This window comes from Streptomyces aurantiaciflavus (assembly GCF_049808595.1).
Classification (GTDB): domain Bacteria; phylum Actinomycetota; class Actinomycetes; order Streptomycetales; family Streptomycetaceae; genus Streptomyces.
Genome location: NZ_JBNCAQ010000010.1, coordinates 66,179 through 87,056 on the forward strand (window position 1 = coordinate 66,179; position 20,878 = coordinate 87,056).

A 20,878-nucleotide genomic window follows, 5' to 3' on the forward strand; every position below is an offset into this window, starting at 1 on the left:
GCCGCGCCCACGCGGCGGTGGGCGCACCTCGACACAGGCCCCGCAGCCCTTGCGGGGCGCTGCTACGGGGCGCTGTGCGAATCAGCGCTCCAGTGGTAGAGCGTCATCGCCACACTGGTCGCCAGGTTGTAGCTGGAGACCTGGGGGCGCATCGGCAGGGACAGCAAGTGGTCGGCACGCGCGCGTAGTGCGGCGGACAGCCCACTGCGCTCGGATCCGAAGGCGAGGACGGCGTCGTCCGGGAGCGGCACGCCCCGGATGTCCTCGCCCTCCGGGTCGAGCGCGAACACCGGGCCGGACGGCAGCTCGTCGACGGTCACCCGCTCCACGGCGGTCGCGAAGTGCAGCCCCGCCCCGCCGCGCACGACGGTCGGATGCCAGGGGTCGAGCGGGCCGGTGGTGACCACGCCGGTCGCCCCGAAACCGGCGGCCAGCCGGATCACGGCCCCCGCGTTGCCCAGGTTGCGCGGCTCGTCGAGGACCACGACGGGCGCGGTGCGCGGCATCCGGGCCAGCACCCGCAGATTCCCCTCGCGGGAGGGCCGTACGGCCAGGGCGGCCACCGCCGTGGGATGCGGACGCGGCACGAGCGAGGCGTACGTCGCCTCCGGCACCTCCGTCAGGAGCGCGTCCAGCGTCGCCCGTACGTCGGGGGCGAGCTCGTCGGCGAGGGCGAGCGCCGCCTTGCGGTCGACGGCGACCGCCACCGCGACCTCGGCCCCGAAGCGCACGGCGTGCTTGAGGGCGTGGAAGCCGTCGAGCAGCACGGAGGTGTCGGCGATCCGGCGCCACCGCGCGAGGGGGTCGGTCATGCCGTGAAGCCTACGTGGCTGGGCTCGGCGTCCTCGGGCGTGCGCGCGTCCCGCTGCTGGGGAACGGCGCCGCCGCCCCGTGCGAAGACCGCCTCCCGCGCGCGGGCCGCCCATCCGCCCAGCCGGCGCAGGAACGGCGTCGGCAGGAAGACCGCGTCCGCCGCGATCATCGCCAGTGAGAAGAACGGCAGCCCCAGCACCACGGCGATCACGGCGTGCTCGATCATCATGGCCACGAGCAGGACGTTCTTCACCCGCCGGTTGAACAGCGTGAAGGGGAAGGCGACCTGCACGACGACCGTCCCGTACGTCACGAGCATCACCATCGTGCCGCTGGAGGACAGCAGGTCACCGAGGGCCGGCCAGGGCGAGAAGTAGTCCAGGTGCAGCGGGTAGTAGACGGCCGTTCCGTCCTGCCAGCGCGAGCCCTGGATCTTGTACCAGCCGGCTGTCGCGTAGATCAGACAGGCCTCGGCCATGATCACGACCAGGGCGCCGTTGTGCAGGATGTTGGTGATGACGTCCAGCAGGATCCGGGGCTCGGAGGACGTCTTCAGGCGCCCCACGGCCCACCACAGGCCCTGGGCGGCCCAGGTCGCCCACAGGATCGCCGGCACGGTCCAGTCGCCGTCGAGGCGGCCCGCCCCGGTCACCGCGACCAGGACGACCCCGGACACACCCCACAGGGCGGGCCCGACCCGGTCGGTGACCCGTTCCCCACGCGCGCGTGCCTCGTCGGCGCGGCGCGCCCGCCGCGCGTCCAGCGACCACACCTGGCCGCAGCGCGTGAACACGAGGTAGATCGACATCAGGTGCAGGACGTTGTCGCCGCCGTCGCCGACGAAGACACTGCGGTTCTGCAGCGAGAGCACGCCCACCATGAACAGCACCGACGTCGTGCGGGTGCGCCAGCCGAGCAGCAACAGCACGCTCGCCAGCACGGCGAACGCGTACACCGCCTCGAACCAGGCCCGCCCGTCCGACCACATCAGGACCGTGAAAGCGCCGTTTCCGTCTATCAGCCGCCGGGCCAGCTCCCAGCTCCACGGGCCGTCGGGGCCGTAGAGCTCCTCGCGGTGGGGAAGCTCGCGCAGCAGGAACAGCAGCCAGGTGAAGCTGAAGCCGACACGGATCACGGCCGTCTGGTACGGCCCGAGCGCCGACTCGGTCACGCGCGCGATGGCTGCGGACACCGACAGGGAGAACCGGTTCACTTGACGCCTCCCTCGGCCTCGGCGGCGGGCACCGACCACCAGGGCAGCACGCGGAACACCGGCGCCGACGAGACCTTCTCGGCGCTCCACGGAGGAGCCTCCACCTCGGTGGTACGGGAGCGGAGCTGGACGCGCTCCACCACGCCGTCCTCACCGGCCGCGCCGCCGCGCTCCAGGCGCAGGACGACGATGCGGCGCAGGTACTCCTCGGCCAGGGCGCTGCGCGGGCCGACCGCGCGGTTGTCGGAGTCGTGCGAGCCGACGTAGAAGTCCCAGGCGCGGCGCAGCTCGTTCTGCTGGGTGTGGCTGGGCAGCAGGTTGCCGTCGATGCTCCGCCCGTCCTGCGCGGACAGGTCGTACCAGCCGGTGGTGCGCTCGGTGCCGTCCGCCGCGCGGATGCCGGCGCGGACCTGGACGGCGATGTTCTGCTGCAGCGGGTTCGGCGCGAAGAGCTTCCAGTTCTGCTCGAACTCCGGGTAGACGTACTCGTCGACCGCCTTGCCGTGCGTCTTGGTGACCGTGTTGGCCGGCGCGACGTGCAGGAACACCATGCCGAGGTGCACACAGACGGCGATCGCGACGACCGCGAGCGCCAGGGCGGCGCCTGTCTGGTAGCGCGGAGAGAGGGCGGCCACGCCGGTGCGCGGCTCCCCGGCGGGGGCGGTGAGGTGGCCGGGCTCGGGCCGGAGTACGGCCCCGGTGAGCTCGGCGGGGGTGCCGGGCAGCGGGTCCTTCGCCGGCGGCACGTCCGTGGGCCGCCCCGTCTCGGGCTCCCGCGCCGCCTCCGCCTCCCGCGGAGCGTCAGATCCTGCGTCGTACGCGTCCATTCCGCCCCGTTCCCCGATCCCGGTCCGTCTTCCGACTGCTCCCGCCCCACGGCGGCTCGCTCGCGCACATCGCCGCGCGCCCGTCCGCGCCGCCGCGCGCAGCCGGACGCACGGCCGTCGCACAGTCGTCGCACGGAACGGTACTCAGCCCCGCCCACCCCGCGCAGCCGTCCCCCCGGACCGGCCCGGCCGGGCCTCACCGAAAAACCGGGTCGCACCGGAACAAGGCGGCTGCCCCGCGTTCCACGAGTTGTCCACAGGCAGGCCCGCGGGTTGTCCACAGCGGTTGACACCTTACGACGACCGTCTCACCATGGAATCACACGGACCGAACGATCGGTCGGGAGAAGGCTCGGGCAGAGCCCAGGTCGAGGGGGACCGCATGGCGACAGCAGCCGCACACCAGCCGGCCCGCACACAGCAGCACGGGGCCCACGGCGCCACCGGTGGCGCCGCCGGCACCGAGGACGCCCACCAGCGCGCCTTCGACGCCGCCGTGGCCGCCGACGAGCGCATCGAGCCACGCGACTGGATGCCCGACGCCTACCGCGCCACGCTGGTCCGCCAGATCGCCCAGCACGCGCACTCCGAGATCATCGGCATGCAGCCGGAGGCCAACTGGATCACCCGCGCGCCCTCACTGCGCCGCAAGGCGATCCTGATGGCGAAGGTCCAGGACGAGGCGGGGCACGGGCTCTATCTGTACAGCGCGGCCGAAACCCTCGGCACCGGCCGCGACGAGCTGCTCGACAAGCTGCACACCGGCCGCCAGAAGTACTCCTCGATCTTCAACTACCCCACGCTGACCTGGGCCGACGTCGGCGCCATCGGCTGGCTGGTGGACGGCGCCGCGATCACCAACCAGGTCCCCCTGTGCCGCTGCTCCTACGGCCCGTACGCGCGCGCGATGATCCGCATCTGCAAGGAGGAGTCCTTCCACCAGCGCCAGGGCTACGAACTGCTGCTGGCCCTCAGCCGCGGCACCCCCGAGCAGCACGCCATGGCGCAGGACGCGGTCGACCGCTGGTGGTGGCCGTCCCTGATGATGTTCGGCCCGCCCGACGACGAGTCCGCCCACTCCGCGCAGTCGATGGCCTGGAAGATCAAACGGCACTCCAACGACGAGCTGCGCCAGCGCTTCGTCGACATCTGCGTCCCCCAGGCCGAATCCCTGGGCCTCACCCTCCCCGACCCCGACCTGCGGTGGAACGAGGAACGCGGGCACCACGACTTCGGCCCCATCGACTGGACGGAGTTCAAGGAAGTCCTCAAGGGCAACGGCCCCTGCAACGAGCAGCGGATCACACAGCGCAGGCGCGCCCACGACGAGGGCGCCTGGGTCCGGGAGGCGGCCGCCGCCTACGCGGCCAAGCACAGCACCACGGCAGGACACGGTGAGACGGGAGCGAAGCAGGCATGACGAACACCGACTGGCCCCTGTGGGAGGTCTTCGTACGCTCCCGCCGCGGCCTCTCGCACACCCACGCCGGCAGCCTGCACGCGCCGGACGCGGAATTCGCCCTGCGCAACGCCCGCGACCTGTACACCCGGCGCGGCGAGGGCGTCTCGATCTGGGTCGTGCCCTCCACGGCGATCACCGCCTCCTCACCGGACGAGAAGGACCCGTTCTTCGAGCCGGCCGCCGACAAGCCCTACCGGCACCCCACGTTCTACGAGATCCCGGAAGGGGTGAAGCACCTGTGACGGCCACCACCGCCGCCACGGCAGCCGCGCTCGCCCTCGGCGACGACGCCCTGGTGCTCTCCCACCGGCTGGGGGAGTGGGCGGGCCACGCCCCCGTCCTCGAAGAGGAGGTCGCCCTCGCCAACATCGCACTGGACCTGCTGGGCCAGGCCCGGGTACTGCTGTCGATGGCCGGCGACGAGGACGAACTGGCGTATCTGCGCGAGGAGCGCGCCTTCCGCAACCTCCAGCTGGTGGAGCAGCCCAACGGCGACTTCGCCCACACCATCGCCCGCCAGCTGTACTTCTCCACCCACCAGCACCTGCTCTACGCCCGACTGGCCACCGGCGACGGCCCGTTCGCGGGACTCGCGGCGAAAGCCGTCAAGGAGGTCGCCTACCACCGCGACCACGCCGAGCAGTGGACCCTGCGCCTCGGCGACGGCACGGACGTCAGCCACCAGCGGATGCAGCGGGCCTGCGACGCGCTGTGGCGGTTCACCGGAGAGATGTTCCAGCCGGTCGAAGGCCTCGACGCCGACGGCGAGGACATGAGGACGGCCTGGCTGGAGTCCGTCGGCGACGTGCTGCGCCGGGCCACCTTGACCGTGCCCGACGGGCCGCAGTCCGGGGCGTGGACGGCGGGCGCCGGCCGCCAGGGCCTGCACACCGAGTCCTTCGGCCGGATGCTCGCCGAGATGCAGCACCTGCACCGCAGCCACCCGGGGGCGTCATGGTGACGCTCACCCCGCTGGAAGCGGAACTCCTCGAGATCGCCGGCTCGGTACCCGACCCCGAGCTGCCCGTGCTCACCCTCCAGGAACTCGGCGTCCTGCGCGCGGTGCACGTGCGCGACACGGACGCCGTCGAGGTCGAGCTGACCCCCACCTACACCGGCTGCCCCGCCGTGGAGGCGATGTCCCAGGACATCGAACGGGCGCTGCGCGCACACGGCGTCCAGGACGTCACCGTACGCACCGTGCTCACACCCGCCTGGTCGACGGACGACATCTCCGCCGAAGGCCGTCGCAAGTTGCGGGAGTTCGGCATAGCGCCCCCGCGCACCCGATCGGCGTCGCAACCGGTCACCCTCACCCTCGGCCCGACCCGCACGCACACCTCGGACGATCCGGCCGACGCCTTGATCCACTGCCCGCACTGCGGCTCCGCCGACACCGAGCTGCTCAGCCGCTTCTCCTCCACCGCGTGCAAGGCACTGCGGCGCTGCCTCGCCTGCCGGGAACCCTTCGACCACTTCAAGGAGTTGTGATGGCCCGCTTCCACCCACTCCCCGTGGCCGCGGTGGACCGGCTCACCGACGACTCCGTCGCCCTCACCTTCACCGTCCCCGCCGAACTGCGCGAGGAGTACCGGCACGCAGCCGGCCAGCACCTCGCCCTGCGCCGCACCGCCGACGGCACCGAGATCCGGCGGACGTACTCGATCTGCTCACCCGCGCCCGAGCCCGGCGGCGAGGGCCCGCGCACCCTGCGGGTGGGCGTACGGCTGGTCGAGGGCGGGGCCTTCTCCACCTACGCGCTCAAGGAGATCAACGTCGGCGACGAGCTGGAGGTGATGACACCGGCGGGCCGGTTCACCCTCGAACCGGCACCCGGCCTGTACGCGGCGATCGTCGGCGGCAGCGGGATCACACCCGTGCTGTCGATCGCCTCCACACTGCTGGCGCGCGAGCCCGCGGCCCGGTTCTGCCTCCTGCGCAGCGACCGGACGACCGCCTCGACGATGTTCCTGGAGGAGGTCGCCGACCTCAAGGACCGCTACCCGGACCGGCTGCAGCTGGTCACCGTGCTCTCGCGGGAGGAGCAGCAGGCCGGGCTGCCCTCCGGACGGCTGGACCGGGAGCGGCTGACCTCGCTGCTGCCGGCGCTGCTGCCCGTGGCGGAGGTGGCGGGATGGTTCCTGTGCGGACCGTTCGGGCTGGTGCAGGGCGCGGAGCGGGCGCTGCGGGAACTCGGCGTCCCGCGCGCCCGCGTCCACGAGGAGATCTTCCACGTGGACACCACCGCACCTCCGCCCACCACGAGCGCGCCCACCCACGCCACGGTGACCGCCCGCCTCGACGGCCGCGGCGGCAGCTGGCCCGTGCAGGACGGCGAATCGGTCCTGGAGACCGTCCTGCGCAACCGACCCGACGCCCCCTACGCCTGCAAGGGCGGCGTGTGCGGCACCTGCCGGGCCTTCCTGGTCTCCGGCGAGGTCCGCATGGACCGCAACTTCGCCCTGGAGCCGGAGGAGACGGAGGCCGGTTATGTGCTGGCGTGCCAGTCGCATCCGCTGACGGAGAGGGTGGAGGTGGACTTCGACCGGTGAGTGGGCCGGTGCGCGGGCGGGGGAAGGGCCATCTCCCCGACCGTTCCCTTCTCCTAGAACCTGTTCTATCTTGACGCTCCGTCAGATCAGCTGACCCGTCGGGAGGACAGGCCGTGGACTTCACCTTCACCGAGGAGCAGCAGGCGGCGGCCGAGGCCGCGCGCGGAGTCTTCGCCGACGTCACACCCGACGGCGTGCCCAGCCCCGCGCTCACCACCGGCCCCGTCGCCGACGACTTCGACCGGGCACTGTGGGCCAGGACCGCCGACGCGGACCTGCTGAGCCTGCTGCTCGACGAGGACTACGGCGGAGCCGGACTGGACACCGTCGCGCTCTGCCTGGTGCTGCGCGAGTCGGCGAAGGTGCTGGCCAGGATCCCGCTCCTGGAGAGCAGCGCGGCCGCGGCCGCCGTACAGGCCTACGGCAGCCCGGAGTCCAAGTCGGCACTGCTCGCGCGAGCCGGCCGGGGCGAGGTCGTCCTCACCGTCGCCGCGCACGGCCGCACCGGCCACGACCCGGCCGAACTCGCCGTGACCGCCCGGCAGGACGGCGAGGAGTGGGTACTGGACGGGACCCAGACGGCGGTGCCGTGGGCCTACGACGCCGACTTCGTCCTCGTCCCCGCGCACACCGCGGACGACCGCAGCGTCCTCGCCCTGGTGCCCCGTGCACACGAGGGAACCACGCTCGCCGAGCAGACCTCCACCACCGGCGAACGGCTCGGCGAACTACGTCTCGAATCGGCGCGGATCGCCCCCCAGGACGTCATCACCGCCGACGGCGCCTGGGAATGGCTGCGCGGACTGCTCGCCACCGGCACCTGCGCGCTGGCGCTCGGCCTCGGCGAACGCGTGCTGCGGATGACAAGCGACTACACCGGCAAGCGGGAGCAGTTCGGGCACCCGATCGCCAGCTTCCAGGCCGTCGCCGTACAGGCCGCAGACCGCTACATCGACCTGCGCGCGATGGAGGTCACCCTCTGGCAGGCCGCCTGGCGGATCGCCTCCGGAGCACCGGGCGCGCTACCCGCCACCGGCGACATCGCGGTGGCCAAGATCTGGGCGTCGGAGGGCGTCCGGCGGATCGTGCAGACCGCCCAGCATCTGCACGGCGGCTTCGGCGCCGACGTCGACTACCCGCTGCACCGCTACCACGCCTGGGCCAAGCACCTCGAACTGTCCCTCGGCCCCGCCGCGGCGCACGAGGAGACCCTGGGCGACCTGCTGGCCGCCCACCCCCTCGGCTGACCACCCGGCCCTACAGAACGGAGCCCGGCCGGCCCTCGTCCGTCACGACCGGCCGGCCCGCCGCCGCCCAGTACTGCATGCCGCCGTCGACGTTCACGGCGTCGATGCCCTGCTGGACGAGGTACATCGTGACCTGGGCCGAACGCCCACCGGAACGGCAGATCACATGGACCCGACCGTCCTGCGGAGCCGCCTCGGTCAGCTCGCCGTACCGGGCGACGAACTCGCTGATGGGGATGTGCAGTGCCCCTTCGGCATGGCCCGCCTGCCACTCGTCGTCCTCACGGACGTCCAACAGGAAGTCGCCGTCCTTGAGGTCCCCGACCTCGACCGTGGGCACACCAGCTCCGAAACTCATGCCCCCGACGCTACCGGACGCCCCGCGCATCAGGACGGGCCCGGCGAACGACCGCACGTGCGGATGCCAGGAGCCGGTCCGCGCCCGCCGGTCCGCGCGTCCTGCCCCGCAGACGCGGGGCCTGGCACGCCCTCCCCCCACCGGTCGGCTTCGCTCGGGCGGGAAGGACCCCCGTACACCCAGGACCCCATCGCGTCGACGCCCTCCCCGCCTTACGGCCGGACGCTCCCCGACGCTCGTGACAAGCTCACGCCAGGACACCCCTCGCCCTCGCTCACCTGAGCTGATGAGCCGCCGGCACTTTCCTGCGACCCGATCCGCCGAACGGTCCCTCGTGTCCCGCGCCAGTAATTCCTCGGTAGATCCGTCGCGCCCTGGCGGTCAGGGTTCTGGACGCCGACCAGGCGTGTTGGCCTCATGAGTCTCAGCTGGAACTGCCTAGGAACTTCCGGCGCAGGACACTAGCGCACCGTCTCCGCCAGCTCGGCCTCCTTCTTCGCGACCTCCGCCAGAAGCTGATCGGCGATCTCGTCCAGCAGGCGGTCGGGGTCGTCCGGGGCCAGCCGGAGCATCGCGCCGATCGCGCTCTCCTCCAGCTCCCGCGCGACGGCCGTGAGCATCTCCTTGCGCCGGGCGAGCCACTCCAGGCGGGCGTACAGCTCCTCGCTGGGGCTCGGCCGCCGCTCCGTGGGCGCCGGACCGGCCGCCCACTCCTCGGCCAGCTCCCGCAGGAGAGCCTCGTCGCCGCGGGCGTAGGCGGCGTTCACCCGGGTGATGAACTCCTCGCGTCGCGCCCGCTCCGCGTCCTCCTGCGCCAGGTCGGGGTGGGCCTTGCGGGCCAGCTCGCGATAGAGCTTGCGGGCCTCGTCGCTGGGCCGCACCCGCTCCGGGGGCCGCACCGACTGGTCCGTGAGCATCGCCGCCGCCTCCGGGAACAGCCCGTCCCCGTCCATCCAGCCGTGGAACAACTCCTCGACCCCAGGCATCGGCAACACCCGCGCCCGCGCCTCGGACGCCTTGCGCAGATCCTCCGGGTCACCGGTGCGGGCGGCCCGGGCCTCGGCTATCTGTGCCTCCAGCTCGTCGAGCCGCGCGTACATCGGACCGAGTTTCTGGTGGTGGAGCCGCGAGAAGTTCTCGACCTCGACGCGGAAGGTCTCCACCGCGATCTCGAACTCGATCAACGCCTGCTCAGCGGCCCGCACGGCCCGCTCCAGCCGCTCCTCGGGCCGCGCCTGCTCAGCTTCGGGGGTCGTCACCTGTCCAGCGTAGGCCACGCCCAGGAGGGCCACCCTCTCCTCCGGGGGGCTCCCCCCTCCCCTCCCTCCCCCCATCCCCCGCCCCTCCCCAGCCCCACCCCACGTCGAGATCGGCGCCCGTCACCGAACGCCCGTCACCGAACGCCCCTCACTCAGCCCCCACCCTCCTCACTCAGCCCCCGCCGCTCAGCCTCGTCAGCCAGCCTCCGCGACTCAGCCCAGTCAGCCCGCGCCACCCAGCCCCCCGGCGACTCAGCCGCCGTGACTCAGCCCAGTCAGCCCCGCCACTAAGCCTCCGCGACTCAGCCCGCTCAGCCCCCGTCACTCAGCCGCCGTGACTCAGCCCACTCAGCCCCGCCACTCAGCGCCCTCCCCGGTCAGCCTCGTCACGCCCCCCGCACTCACCCCGCCACCGGGCCCCCACCTCACACCCCCATCTCAGCCGCCACCCTCCCCGCCCGCACGGCCGCCACCAGCTCCGCGTGGTCGGCCTCCGTGCGGTCGGCGTAGGTGACGGCGAAGGTCGCGACGGCCTCGTCCAGTTCCTCGTTCTTGCCGCAGTAGCCGGCGACGAGGCGCGGGTCGGCGCTGTGGGAGTGGGCGCGGGCCAGGAGGGCGCCGGTCATGCGGCCGTAGTCGTCGATCTGGTCGGCGGCGAGGGCGGCGGGGTCGACGCTGCCCTTGCGGTTGCGGAACTGACGGACCTGGAAGGGGCGGCCCTCGACGGTGGTCCAGCCGAGCAGTATGTCGCTGACGACCTGCATCCGCTTCTGGCCGAGGACCACCCGCCGGCCCTCGTGGTCGACGTCCGGTGCGTCGAAGCCGGCGGTCAGCAGGTGGGGGACGAGGGCCGACGGCCGCGCTTCCTTCACCTGCAGCACCAGCGACTCGCCCCGGTGGTCCAGCAGCAGCACGACGTAGGACCGTGTGCCCACGCTGCCCGTGCCGACGATACGGAAGGCGACGTCGTGCACCGCGTGCCGGGCGAGGAGCGGGAGGCGGTCCTCGGAGAGCGTGGTCACGTACTGCTCCAGGGAGGCGGCCACCGCCGCGGCTTCCGCGTCGGACACGCGTCGCAGCACCGGCGGCGCGTCCACGAAGCGGAGCCCGCCCTCCGGCGTCGGCTCGGTGGACTTCGCCGCGAATCGCCCGCTGGTGTTGGCCCGGGCCTTCTCGGAGACCCGTTCCAGGGTGCCCAGCAGGTCGTGGGCGTCGGTGTGGGAGACCAGTTCCTCGTCGGCGATGGCGTTCCACGCGTCCAGCACCGGCAGTCTGGCCAGCAGGCGCATGGTGCGGCGGTAGGCGCCGGCCGCGTCGTGCGCCGCCTTGCGGCAGGTGTCCTCGTCGGCGCCGGCCTCCCGGCCCGCGAGCACCAGGGAGGCGGCGAGCCGCTTGAGGTCCCACTCCCAGGGGCCGTCGACGGTCTCGTCGAAGTCGTTGAGGTCGATGACCAGGCCGCCGCGGGCGTCGCCGTACAGGCCGAAGTTGGCCGCGTGGGCGTCGCCGCAGATCTGGGCGCGGATCCGGGTCATGGGTGTGCGGGCGAGGTCGTACGCCATGAGGCCGGCGGAGCCGCGCAGGAACGCGAACGGTGTGGCCGCCATCCGACCCACTCGGATCGGCGTGAGTTCGGGGATGCGGCCCCGGCTGGACTCCTCGACGGCCGTCACCGCGTCGGGGCGGGAGGCGTCCAGGTCGAGTCCGGCGTGCGCGGCACGCGGCACGCGGTGACGCAGCGCCTTGCCCTCTTCCTTGGGCGACCCCGGGGAGGGCCACTCGGCGAATCCGCGTACCCGGGGAAGCCGCGCCCCTCCGGACCCTTCCGCGCCCATGCCCGCTCCAGCGCCGACCTCGGTCACCACGACCGCCTCCCCCGCACGTCACGCATCGTCCGTACATCGCTCGGCTCGACGAGCCGAACATCAACTCGTGCCGACCGTACAGCCCGATGCCCGAGCGGCGTCAGACCCTGTGGACAACTCCCCGCCTGTGCACAACCCACCTTGCGGACAACTTCCCAGCCATCGACAACCCGCCCGCGGCCACCCCACCTCCACCCGTCACCGACCCACGCCACCTCGCGGCCACCCCACTCCCAACCCCGCTCCCACCTCCACCCGTCACCGACCCACGCCACCTCGCGGCCACCCCACTCCCAACCCCGCCCCCACCTCCACCCGTCACGGCCCACACCGCCCCTCGCCCCACCCCACTCCCAGCTGCCCGCGCCGACCTCACTCGCGGCCTCCGACGCCCGTGCCCCTCGCACCCCGTAGGCCGCATCCCACACCCCGTGAGATACCTCACGCCCCGAAGTCGCCCCCGAACATGCGAAAGCCCCCCAGGTCCGAGACCTGAGGGGCTTCCAGCTGGTGCGCGAGGGGGGAGTTGAACCCCCACGCCCTTGCGGGCACTGGAACCTGAATCCAGCGCGTCTGCCTATTCCGCCACCCGCGCATTGGGTGTGTCCTCCGGCTTGTGGGCTTTTCGGCCCGGCGCCTTCCGACACGCAGAACATTAGCACGCGGGCCAGGGTGCGTTCACATCCCTTGTTCCGGGGCATGGGTGACCGCGAGAGCCCGGTGGCAACCCCGTACGTCTCGGCGGTGACTGGTTCACGTATCAACCTCGTACCTATGACGACCGTCTCCCCAGGAGCAGGGCGAGGTCCACCGTCAGGTGCGGGACACTGGTCCTCGGCCGCCTCTACGATCCTGGACAGAAGCAGGTGCATAAGGAGGGCGTCGACACCCGTCGACGGGGCCGACAGGGGGAACCAGCCGATTCACCGGCGCGTGGATACGATCAGTAAGCAGTACCAGGTAAGCAGCAGGACGCGGGACGCAAGTCACGACGGAGGAGGTGCCCCATGGGAGTCCTGAAGAAGTTCGAGCAGCGTCTCGAGGGTCTGGTCAACGGCACCTTCGCCAAGGTCTTCAAGTCCGAGGTCCAGCCCGTCGAGATCGCGGGAGCGCTCCAGCGCGAGTGCGACAACAACGCGACGATCTGGAACCGCGACCGCACGGTCGTCCCCAACGACTTCATCGTGGAGCTGAGCGCGCCGGACTACGAGCGCCTCAGCCCCTACTCCGGCCAGCTCGGCGACGAGCTCGCCGGCATGGTGCGCGACTACGCGAAGCAGCAGCGCTACACCTTCATGGGAGCGATCAAGGTCAACCTGGAGAAGGCGGACGACCTCGACACCGGCCTGTACCGGGTGCGCAGCCGTACGCTCGCCTCCTCCAGCAGCCAGCAGGCGCCCGAGCGCGCGCCCGCCGGCGGTCAGCGCCCCGGTGGCTACGGCTACCCGCCCGCCGGCGGAGCCGCCGCACCCCCCATGCCGTCCGCACCGCCGCCCGGCGCTCCCGGCGCGGCCGGTGGCCGCCCCGGTGGTTACGGCTACCCGCCCGCCGCGGGCGGTCAGCGCCCCGGCGCGGCCGGCGGCGGCCTCGCGGGCGCACCGCAGCCCGGGTCCCGCACCCGCCACTGGATCGAGATCAACGGCACCCGCCACCAGATCTCCCGCCCGACGCTCGTGCTGGGCCGCAGCACCGAGGCCGATGTGCGGATCGACGACCCCGGCGTCTCCCGCCGGCACTGCGAGATCCGGACCGGAACGCCCTCGACGATCCAGGATCTCGGCTCCACCAACGGCATCGTGGTGGACGGGCAGCACACCACCCGCGCTACGCTCCGCGACGGCTCGCGGATCGTCGTGGGCAGCACCACCGTTATCTATAGGCAAGCCGAAGGGTGAAGCGGGGGCAATGTCAGAGCTGACCCTCACGGTCATGCGGCTGGGTTTCCTGGCCGTACTGTGGCTGTTCGTGATCGTGGCCGTGCAGGTCATCCGCAGCGACCTGTTCGGTACGCGCGTCACCCAGCGCGGGTCCCGGCGGGAAGCCGGCCGGCCGCAGCAGGCCGCCCGGCAGCAGGCGGCGCCCCCGCAGCAGCGCCAGCAGGCCGCCGGCGGCGGCCGCCAGCGCCGTAACGCCCCCTCCAAGCTGGTGGTGACCGAGGGCACCCTCACCGGCACCACCGTCGCGCTGCAGGGCCAGACGATCACGCTGGGCCGCGCGCACGACAGCACGATCGTGCTGGACGACGACTACGCCTCCAGCCGCCATGCCAGGATCTACCCGGACCGCGACGGCCAGTGGATCGTCGAGGACCTGGGTTCCACCAACGGCACGTACCTCGACCGAACGCGGCTGACGACTCCCACACCGATCCCGCTGGGCGCGCCGATCCGCATCGGCAAGACCGTCATCGAGCTGCGGAAGTAGTACGACAATGAGCGAGCGGAGCGAGCACGCAGTGGTGGCCGGCACCCCGGGCCCCGGCGCGCTCCCGACCGGAGGGTGGGCAGTGTGGCTCGACACGACCGGCTGTACCCGGGGCCGACGGGCGAGGTGGGCATGAGTCTGTCACTGCGCTTCGCCGCCGGATCGCACAAGGGGATGATCCGGGAGGGCAACGAGGACTCCGGTTACGCCGGTCCGCGCCTGCTCGCCATCGCCGACGGCATGGGCGGCGCCGCCGCCGGTGAGGTCGCCTCCTCCGAGGCGATCTCCACCATCGTCGCTCTCGACGACGACGTGCCCGGCTCGGACGTGCTCACCTCGCTCGGCGCGGCCGTCCAGCGCGCCAACGACCAGCTGCGCGCCATGGTCGAGGAGGATCCCCAGCTCGAAGGCATGGGGACCACGCTGACCGCCCTGCTGTGGACGGGACAGCGGCTCGGGTTGGTGCACGTCGGTGACTCGCGCGCGTATCTGTTGCGCGACGGCGTGCTGACGCAGATCACGCAGGACCACACCTGGGTGCAGCGCCTCGTCGACGAGGGCCGCATCACCGAGGAAGAGGCCACCACTCATCCCCAGCGCTCCCTGTTGATGCGGGCGTTGGGCAGCGGTGAGCATGTCGAGCCCGACCTGTCGATCCGTGAGGTCCGGGCCGGTGACCGCTATCTGATCTGCTCCGACGGACTGTCCGGGGTCGTCTCCCACCAGACCCTGGAGGACACCCTCGCCAGCTACCAGGGCCCGCAGGAGACCGTGCAGGAGCTGATCCAGCTCGCGCTGCGCGGCGGTGGCCCGGACAACATCACCGTGATCGTCGCCGACGTGCTCGACCTGGACACCGGCGACACCCTCGCCGGGCAGTTGTCCGACACCCCGGTGGTGGTCGGTGCCGTCGCGGAGAACCAGCACCAGCTGCAGGACAACAGTTTCATGCAGACCCCGGCCGGCCGTGCCGCCGGTCTCGGCCGCCAGGGCCAGGGGCACGGTGGGGGCGGCGAGTTCGGCCCGCCCGGCTCCGGCGATGTGACGGGTTTCATTCCCACGGGCGGCTTCGGGGAGTACACCGACGACGACTTCGTCAAGCCCCGCAAGAACCGCCGGTGGCTGAAGAGATCCTTCTACAGCGTGCTGGCGCTCGCCGTCATCGGCGGCGGGCTGTACGGCGGCTGGCGCTGGACGCAGACGCAGTACTACGTCGGCACCAACGGTGAACACCTCGCGCTGTACCGCGGGATCAGCCAGGATCTGGCCTGGGTCTCGCTCTCGAAGGTGGAGAAGGACCACCCCGAGATCGAACTCAAGTACCTCCCCGAGTACCAGCAGAAGCAGGTCGAGGCGACGATCTCCGCGGGCAGTCTGTCCAGCGCCCAGAAGAAGATCGACGATCTGGCCGTGCAGGCCTCCGCGTGCAAGAAGAAGGCGGAGGCGGCCACGACCCGGAGCGAGAAGACCTCCAGAACCGGCCAGGGCCAGGCCGGAGGAACCACGGGAACCACTCCCGCCTCCCTCACGTCCAAGGCATCACCGAGCCCCTCGGTGACCACGTCCCCGAACCCGTCCACGTCCCCGACCGCTCCCACTCCCAGCCCCGGCCCCACCCTGTCGGAGGAGGAGCAGAAGGTCGTCTCGCTGTGCGGTAAGCAGTAGGCAAGCCGTGAGAGGCCCCGTCACACGATGAGCAGTACAACCAACACGCCGACGCACCACACGTCCACGATCGGCTCGATCGGTACGCCGAGCCGGCGCAACACCGAGCTCGCGCTCCTGGTGTTCGCCGTCGTCATCCCGGTCTTCGCCTACGCCAACGTGGGCCTCGCCATCAACGAACAGGTGCCGTCCGGCCTGCTCGCCTACGGCCTGGGCCTCGGTCTGCTGGCCGGCGTCGCCCACCTCGTGGTCCGCAAGTTCGCGCCGTACGCCGACCCGCTGCTGCTGCCGCTGGCCACGCTGCTGAACGGGCTCGGGCTCGTCGCCATCTGGCGGCTGGACCAGTCGAAGCTGCTGCAGCAGATCGAGCAGGCCGGCACGGCCGCGCCCCGCCAGCTGATGTACACGGCGATGGGCATCGCCTTCTTCATCGTGGTGCTGATCTTCCTCAAGGACCACCGCGTCCTGCAGCGCTACACCTACATCTCCATGGTCGGCGCGCTGTTCCTGCTGCTGCTGCCGCTGGTGCCGGGCCTCGGCCGGAACATCTACGGCGCCAAGATCTGGATCCAGGTCGGCAGCTTCTCCATCCAGCCCGGTGAGTTCGCCAAGATCGTCCTGGCGGTCTTCTTCGCCGGCTACCTGATGGTGAAGCGCGACGCGCTCGCCCTCGCCAGCCGCCGCTTCATGGGCCTGTACCTGCCGCGCGGCCGCGACCTGGGCCCGATCCTCGTCGTCTGGACGATCTCGATCCTGATCCTGGTCTTCGAGACCGACCTCGGTACCTCGCTGCTGTTCTTCGGAATGTTCGTCATCATGCTGTACGTCGCCACCGAGCGGACCAGCTGGATCGTCTTCGGTCTGCTGATGTCCTCGGTCGGCGCCGTCGGCGTGGCCTCCTTCGAACCGCACATCCAGCAGCGCGTCGACGCCTGGCTCGACCCGATGGGCGAGTACCTGCTCTCCCGGCAGAACGTGGCCGGCCACTCCGAGCAGGCCATGCAGGCCCTCTGGGCGTTCGGCTCCGGCGGCACCCTCGGCACCGGCTGGGGTCAGGGCCACTCGGAGCTGATCCGGTTCGCCGCCAACTCCGACTTCATCCTCGCCACCTTCGGTGAGGAGCTGGGCCTGGCCGGCGTCATGGCCCTGCTGCTGCTGTACGGCCTGATCGCGGAGCGCGGCGTGCGGACCGCCCTCGCCGCCCGTGACCCGTTCGGCAAGCTGCTCGCCATCGGCCTCTCCGGCGCCTTCGCCCTCCAGGTGTTCGTCGTCGCCGGCGGTGTGATGGGCCTCATCCCGCTGACCGGTATGACGATGCCGTTCCTGGCGTACGGCGGTTCCTCCGTCATCGCCAACTGGGCGTTGATCGGCATCCTGATCAGAATCAGCGACACCGCGCGCCGACCGGCCCCCGCACCCGCCTCCAACCCCGACGCCGAGATGACCCAGGTGGTCCGCCCGTCATGAACAAGCCCCTGCGCCGGATCGCGATCTTCTGCGGACTCCTGATCCTCACCCTGCTCATCCGCGACAACTACCTGCAGTACGTCAAGGCCAACACCCTGGCCACCGACGGCGAGAACCGCCGCGTCAACATCGAGCGCTACGCCATCCCGCGCGGCAACATCATCGTCGACGGCAAGGCCATCACCGGTTCCGTGGAGACCAGCGGCGACTTCAAGTACAAGCGCACCTGGACGAACGGCCCCATGTGGGCGCCGGTCACCGGGTTCTCCTCGCAGGCCTTCGGCGCCAACCAGTTGGAGAATCTGGAGGACGGCTTCCTCTCCGGCAACGACGACCGGCTGTTCTTCCGCAACACGCTCGACATGCTCACGGGCAAGGAGAGGGAGGGCGGCAGCGTCGTCACCACCCTCAGCGGCGCCGCGCAGAAGGCCGCGTACGAGGGTCTGGGCAACAAGAAGGGCGCGGTCGCCGCGATCGAGCCGTCCACCGGCAAGATCCTCGCGCTGGTCTCCACGCCGTCGTACGACCCGTCGAAGTTCGCCGGCAACTCCGACAAGGACGCCGAGGCCTGGAAGGCCGTCCAGAAGGCGAACAACCCCGACGACCCGATGCTCAACCGGGCGCTGCGCGAGACCTACCCGCCGGGCTCGACCTTCAAGGTCGTCACCGCGGCCGCCGCGCTGGAGAACGGCGCGGCGTCGGGCATCGACGACGCCACCAAGACGCCGGACCCGTACCCGCTGCCGCAGTCGACCAAGCCCCTCACCAACGAGCACGGTGAGTGCGAGAACGCCACCCTGCGCTATGCGCTCATGGTGTCCTGCAACACCGTCTTCGCGAAGATGGCCGACAACGTCGGCAACGAGAAGATGATCGAGCAGGCGGAGAAGTTCGGCTACAACAACGGCGCGCTGGACACTCCGGTGCGTGCCGCCAAGAGTGTGTACCCGGAGGACAACAGGCCGCAGAACGCCATGGACGGCATCGGCCAGGCCTCCAACCGGGCCACCCCGCTGCAGATGGCCATGGTCGCCTCCGCGGTCGCCAACGACGGCAAGCTGATGAAGCCGTACATGGTCGACCAGCTCAGGGCGCCGAACCTCGACACCCTGACGACGACCAAGCCGGAGGAGCTGTCCCAGGCCGTCTCCTCGGAGACGGCGCAGAAGCTCCAGGAGATGATGGAGACGGTCGTCAACGACCCGCAGGGCACCGGCGGCAAGGCGAAGATCTCCGGTGTGAAGGTCGGCGGCAAGACCGGTACCGCCCAGCACGGCCTGAACAACAAAGAGAAGCCGTACGCCTGGTTCATCTCGTACGCGAAGCTTTCCGACGGCAGCGCGCCGGTGGCCGTGGCCGTCGTCGTCGAGGACGGCTCCGCCAACCGTGACGACATCAGCGGTGGTGGTCTGGCGGCCCCGATCGCAAGGGACGTGATGAAGGCAGTCATCGACAGCAAGAAGTGACCCCGATCACGTCGCCTACGCATCGGTGCACGTTGCGATACCGGTCCTGTATCGGGTGACGGGCTTGGCCAGGTCACACAGCGCCGTCCGGGTACGGTATGCCCGGACGGCAGCCTCCGGCCGCACGCGTGTGCCGGTCGGGACCGACGGAGAGGGCTGGTAGGTAGCTATGGAAGAGCCGCGTCGCCTCGGCGGCCGGTACGAGCTGGGCCACGTGCTCGGCCGTGGTGGCATGGCCGAGGTCTACCTCGCGCATGACACCCGCCTGGGCCGCACCGTGGCGGTGAAGACGCTGCGCGCGGACCTCGCGCGCGACCCTTCCTTCCAGGCCCGGTTCCGCCGGGAGGCCCAGTCGGCCGCCTCGCTCAACCACCCCGCGATCGTCGCGGTCTACGACACGGGCGAGGACTACATCGACGGGGTCTCGATCCCGTACATCGTCATGGAGTACGTCGACGGCTCCACCCTCCGTGAGCTGCTGCACTCCGGCCGCAAGCTGCTGCCGGAACGCGCCATGGAGATGACCATCGGCATCCTCCAGGGCCTCGAGTACGCCCACCGCAACGGCATCGTCCACCGCGACATCAAGCCGGCGAACGTCATGCTGACGCGCAACGGCCAGGTCAAGGTGATGGACTTCGGCATCGCCCGCGCCATGGGCGACGCCGGTATGACGATGACGCAGACCGCCGCCGTCATCGGCACCGCCCAGTACCTCTCCCCGGAGCAGGCCAAGGGCGAGCAGGTGGACGCCCGCTCGGACCTCTACTCCACGGGCTGCCTGCTGTACGAGCTGCTGACGGTCCGCCCGCCCTTCGTGGGCGACTCCCCGGTGGCCGTGGCCTACCAGCACGTCCGTGAGGAACCGCAGCCGCCGAGCGTCTTCGACCCCGAGATCACGCCCGAGATGGACGCGATCGTGCTGAAGGCGCTGGTCAAGGACCCCAACTACCGCTACCAGTCCGCCGACGAGATGCGCGTCGACATCGAGGCCTGCCTCGACGGCCAGCCGGTCGCGGCCACGGCGGCCATGGGCTCGGTCGGCTACGGCGGCTACCCCGACGACCAGCCCACCACGGCCCTGCGCTCCACGGACGCCGGCGCCACCTCGATGCTGCCCCCGATGAACCCGGACGACGGCGGTTTCGGCTACGACGACCGCCCCGACCGGCGCCGCCAGAAGAAGTCCAACACCTCGACGATCCTGCTGATCGTCGCGGCGGTGCTGGTGCTGGTCGGCGCGATCCTGATCGGCAAGTGGGCCTTCAGCGGCAACGGTGGCGCGGACAAGCCGTTCGCGGCCCCGAACTTCGTCGGGCAGACCCTGCAGAGCGCTCAGACGATGGCCGGCAACGTCGAGCTGAAGCTGGTGCCCACGCAGAAGCCCTGCGAGAACACGCCGAAGAACAGCATCTGCGACCAGAACCCGCCGGCCAAGGCCGACGTCAACAAGGGCGACACCATCAACGTCACCGTCTCGACCGGCGCGCCGAAGGTGGCCGTGCCGAGTGTCCTCGGCAAGACCCTGGAGGACGCCAAGGCGGAGCTGGAGGGTGACAAGTACCAGTTCACCGTCGAGACGAAGGAGGAGGTCTCCACGGAGGAGGCGGGCACGGTCATCAAGCAGAACCCCGAGCTCGGCAACGAAGTGGAGAAGGGCTCCAAGATCACCCTCACCATCGCCAAGGCGGAGGAGAAGGCGACCGTTCCCGACGTCCTCAACCAGTCCTGTGACACCGCCAAGGCCCAGATGCAGCAGAACGACCTGGTCGGCAACTGCACCGAGGTCGAGACCCAGGACCCGAACCAGGTCGGCAAGGTCATCTCGACCACGCCGCAGGCCAACTCCCAGGTCGACAAGGGCTCCCAGGTGCAGATCCAGATCGGCAAGGCGCCCGAGAACCAGCAGACCCAGGTCCCGGGCAACCTGCAGGGCATGAGCCTGAAGGACGCCAAGAAGGCGCTCCAGGACGCCGGCCTGAACGTCGGCAACATCCAGGGCAGCGATGACGACAACGCCAGGGTCTTCACCTCGGACCCGGCCCCGGGCAGCACGGTGAACAAGGGCCAGACGGTCAACCTGGTCACCTTCGGCGGCGACGGCGGTGGCAACAACGGCGGTGGCAACAACGGCGGAACCATCGTCTTCGGAGGCACCGACGGCGGCTAGCCGCACCCCCGCACCAAGACGTGGGGCCCTGCCGGTTCGACCGGCCGGGCCCCCCGGGGTGGTGGGTGGGTAAGCCGCGGTACGTAGGGCGGG

18 protein-coding genes and 1 tRNA gene are annotated in these 20,878 nt (G+C 71.1%); 12 read left to right on the forward strand and 7 right to left on the reverse strand.

Annotated features, from left to right (window positions below; translation table 11 throughout):
• Positions 1–62: 62 nt before the first annotated feature.
• From ACPT94_RS13770 to ACPT94_RS13780, 3 genes are read right to left on the reverse strand one after another with little or no spacing between them, the layout of a single operon-like run.
• On the reverse strand, positions 63–812 hold the full coding sequence (locus tag ACPT94_RS13770; RefSeq protein ID WP_425245934.1) for a TrmH family RNA methyltransferase: 750 nt from the start codon (positions 810–812) through the stop codon (positions 63–65).
• Complete coding sequence (locus ACPT94_RS13775) at positions 809–2,026, reverse strand: HTTM domain-containing protein (protein ID WP_425245935.1); 1,218 nt, start codon at positions 2,024–2,026, stop codon at positions 809–811. Before ACPT94_RS13775 ends, ACPT94_RS13770 begins: the two co-directional genes overlap by 4 nt.
• A complete protein-coding gene (locus ACPT94_RS13780) occupies positions 2,023–2,853 on the reverse strand; it encodes a DUF5819 family protein (RefSeq protein ID WP_360349485.1) in 831 nt (276 codons plus the stop codon). The genes ACPT94_RS13775 and ACPT94_RS13780 overlap by 4 nt, the downstream gene beginning before the upstream one ends.
• Before the next feature lie 382 nt (positions 2,854–3,235).
• Between ACPT94_RS13780 and paaA the strand changes: the two genes are divergently transcribed.
• The 6 genes from paaA (at position 3,236) to ACPT94_RS13810 (ending at position 8,114) form a co-directional block, all read left to right on the forward strand.
• Complete coding sequence (gene paaA, locus ACPT94_RS13785; RefSeq protein WP_360349482.1) at positions 3,236–4,273, forward strand: 1,2-phenylacetyl-CoA epoxidase subunit PaaA; 1,038 nt, start codon at positions 3,236–3,238, stop codon at positions 4,271–4,273.
• On the forward strand, positions 4,270–4,557 hold the full coding sequence (gene paaB, locus ACPT94_RS13790) for a 1,2-phenylacetyl-CoA epoxidase subunit PaaB (RefSeq protein WP_130439069.1): 288 nt from the start codon (positions 4,270–4,272) through the stop codon (positions 4,555–4,557). The genes paaA and paaB overlap by 4 nt, the downstream gene beginning before the upstream one ends.
• Positions 4,554–5,276, forward strand: coding sequence for a 1,2-phenylacetyl-CoA epoxidase subunit PaaC (gene paaC, locus ACPT94_RS13795; protein WP_360349477.1), 723 nt, complete (start codon positions 4,554–4,556; stop codon positions 5,274–5,276). Before paaB ends, paaC begins: the two co-directional genes overlap by 4 nt.
• Positions 5,270–5,806 carry a 1,2-phenylacetyl-CoA epoxidase subunit PaaD gene (gene paaD, locus ACPT94_RS13800; protein ID WP_360349474.1) on the forward strand — a complete coding sequence of 179 codons (537 nt, stop codon included), beginning with the start codon at positions 5,270–5,272 and terminating at the stop codon, positions 5,804–5,806. Before paaC ends, paaD begins: the two co-directional genes overlap by 7 nt.
• A complete protein-coding gene (locus tag ACPT94_RS13805) occupies positions 5,806–6,867 on the forward strand; it encodes a 2Fe-2S iron-sulfur cluster-binding protein (protein WP_360349471.1) in 1,062 nt (353 codons plus the stop codon). The genes paaD and ACPT94_RS13805 overlap by 1 nt, the downstream gene beginning before the upstream one ends.
• Before the next feature lie 113 nt (positions 6,868–6,980).
• Positions 6,981–8,114 (forward strand): acyl-CoA dehydrogenase family protein, encoded by a 1,134-nt coding sequence (locus ACPT94_RS13810; protein WP_360349468.1) that lies wholly within the window; start codon positions 6,981–6,983, stop codon positions 8,112–8,114.
• Between the two features lie 10 nt (positions 8,115–8,124).
• On the opposite strand, the gene ACPT94_RS13815 is transcribed toward ACPT94_RS13810, so the two are convergent.
• The 4 genes from ACPT94_RS13815 to ACPT94_RS13830 all read right to left on the reverse strand — a co-directional run bounded on the left by ACPT94_RS13815 (position 8,125) and on the right by ACPT94_RS13830 (position 12,188).
• Positions 8,125–8,454, reverse strand: coding sequence for a rhodanese-like domain-containing protein (locus ACPT94_RS13815; protein WP_360349553.1), 330 nt, complete (start codon positions 8,452–8,454; stop codon positions 8,125–8,127).
• A 479-nt stretch (positions 8,455–8,933) separates the two neighbouring features.
• Entirely contained in the window at positions 8,934–9,806 is an 873-nt protein-coding gene (locus ACPT94_RS13820; RefSeq protein ID WP_425245936.1) for a J domain-containing protein, read from the reverse strand.
• Positions 9,807–10,156: 350 nt separating this feature from the next.
• Complete coding sequence (locus ACPT94_RS13825) at positions 10,157–11,563, reverse strand: DUF2252 domain-containing protein (protein WP_360349551.1); 1,407 nt, start codon at positions 11,561–11,563, stop codon at positions 10,157–10,159.
• A gap of 538 nt (positions 11,564–12,101) precedes the next feature.
• Positions 12,102–12,188, reverse strand: a tRNA-Leu gene (locus ACPT94_RS13830).
• A gap of 412 nt (positions 12,189–12,600) precedes the next feature.
• On the opposite strand from ACPT94_RS13830, the gene ACPT94_RS13835 reads away from it, so the two are divergent.
• The 6 genes from ACPT94_RS13835 (at position 12,601) to pknB (ending at position 20,785) form a co-directional block, all read left to right on the forward strand.
• Entirely contained in the window at positions 12,601–13,488 is an 888-nt protein-coding gene (locus ACPT94_RS13835) for an FHA domain-containing protein (RefSeq protein WP_425245937.1), read from the forward strand.
• Between the two features lie 10 nt (positions 13,489–13,498).
• On the forward strand, positions 13,499–14,017 hold the full coding sequence (locus ACPT94_RS13840) for an FHA domain-containing protein FhaB/FipA (protein WP_425245938.1): 519 nt from the start codon (positions 13,499–13,501) through the stop codon (positions 14,015–14,017).
• Between the two features lie 132 nt (positions 14,018–14,149).
• On the forward strand, positions 14,150–15,682 hold the full coding sequence (locus tag ACPT94_RS13845) for a Stp1/IreP family PP2C-type Ser/Thr phosphatase (RefSeq protein ID WP_425245939.1): 1,533 nt from the start codon (positions 14,150–14,152) through the stop codon (positions 15,680–15,682).
• A 27-nt stretch (positions 15,683–15,709) separates the two neighbouring features.
• Complete coding sequence (locus tag ACPT94_RS13850; RefSeq protein WP_360349454.1) at positions 15,710–17,149, forward strand: FtsW/RodA/SpoVE family cell cycle protein; 1,440 nt, start codon at positions 15,710–15,712, stop codon at positions 17,147–17,149.
• Positions 17,146–18,615, forward strand: coding sequence for a penicillin-binding transpeptidase domain-containing protein (locus tag ACPT94_RS13855; protein WP_425245940.1), 1,470 nt, complete (start codon positions 17,146–17,148; stop codon positions 18,613–18,615). The genes ACPT94_RS13850 and ACPT94_RS13855 overlap by 4 nt, the downstream gene beginning before the upstream one ends.
• Before the next feature lie 169 nt (positions 18,616–18,784).
• Positions 18,785–20,785, forward strand: a complete 2,001-nt coding sequence (gene pknB, locus ACPT94_RS13860; protein ID WP_360349448.1) for a Stk1 family PASTA domain-containing Ser/Thr kinase — start codon at positions 18,785–18,787, stop codon at positions 20,783–20,785.
• Positions 20,786–20,878 lie beyond the last annotated feature (93 nt).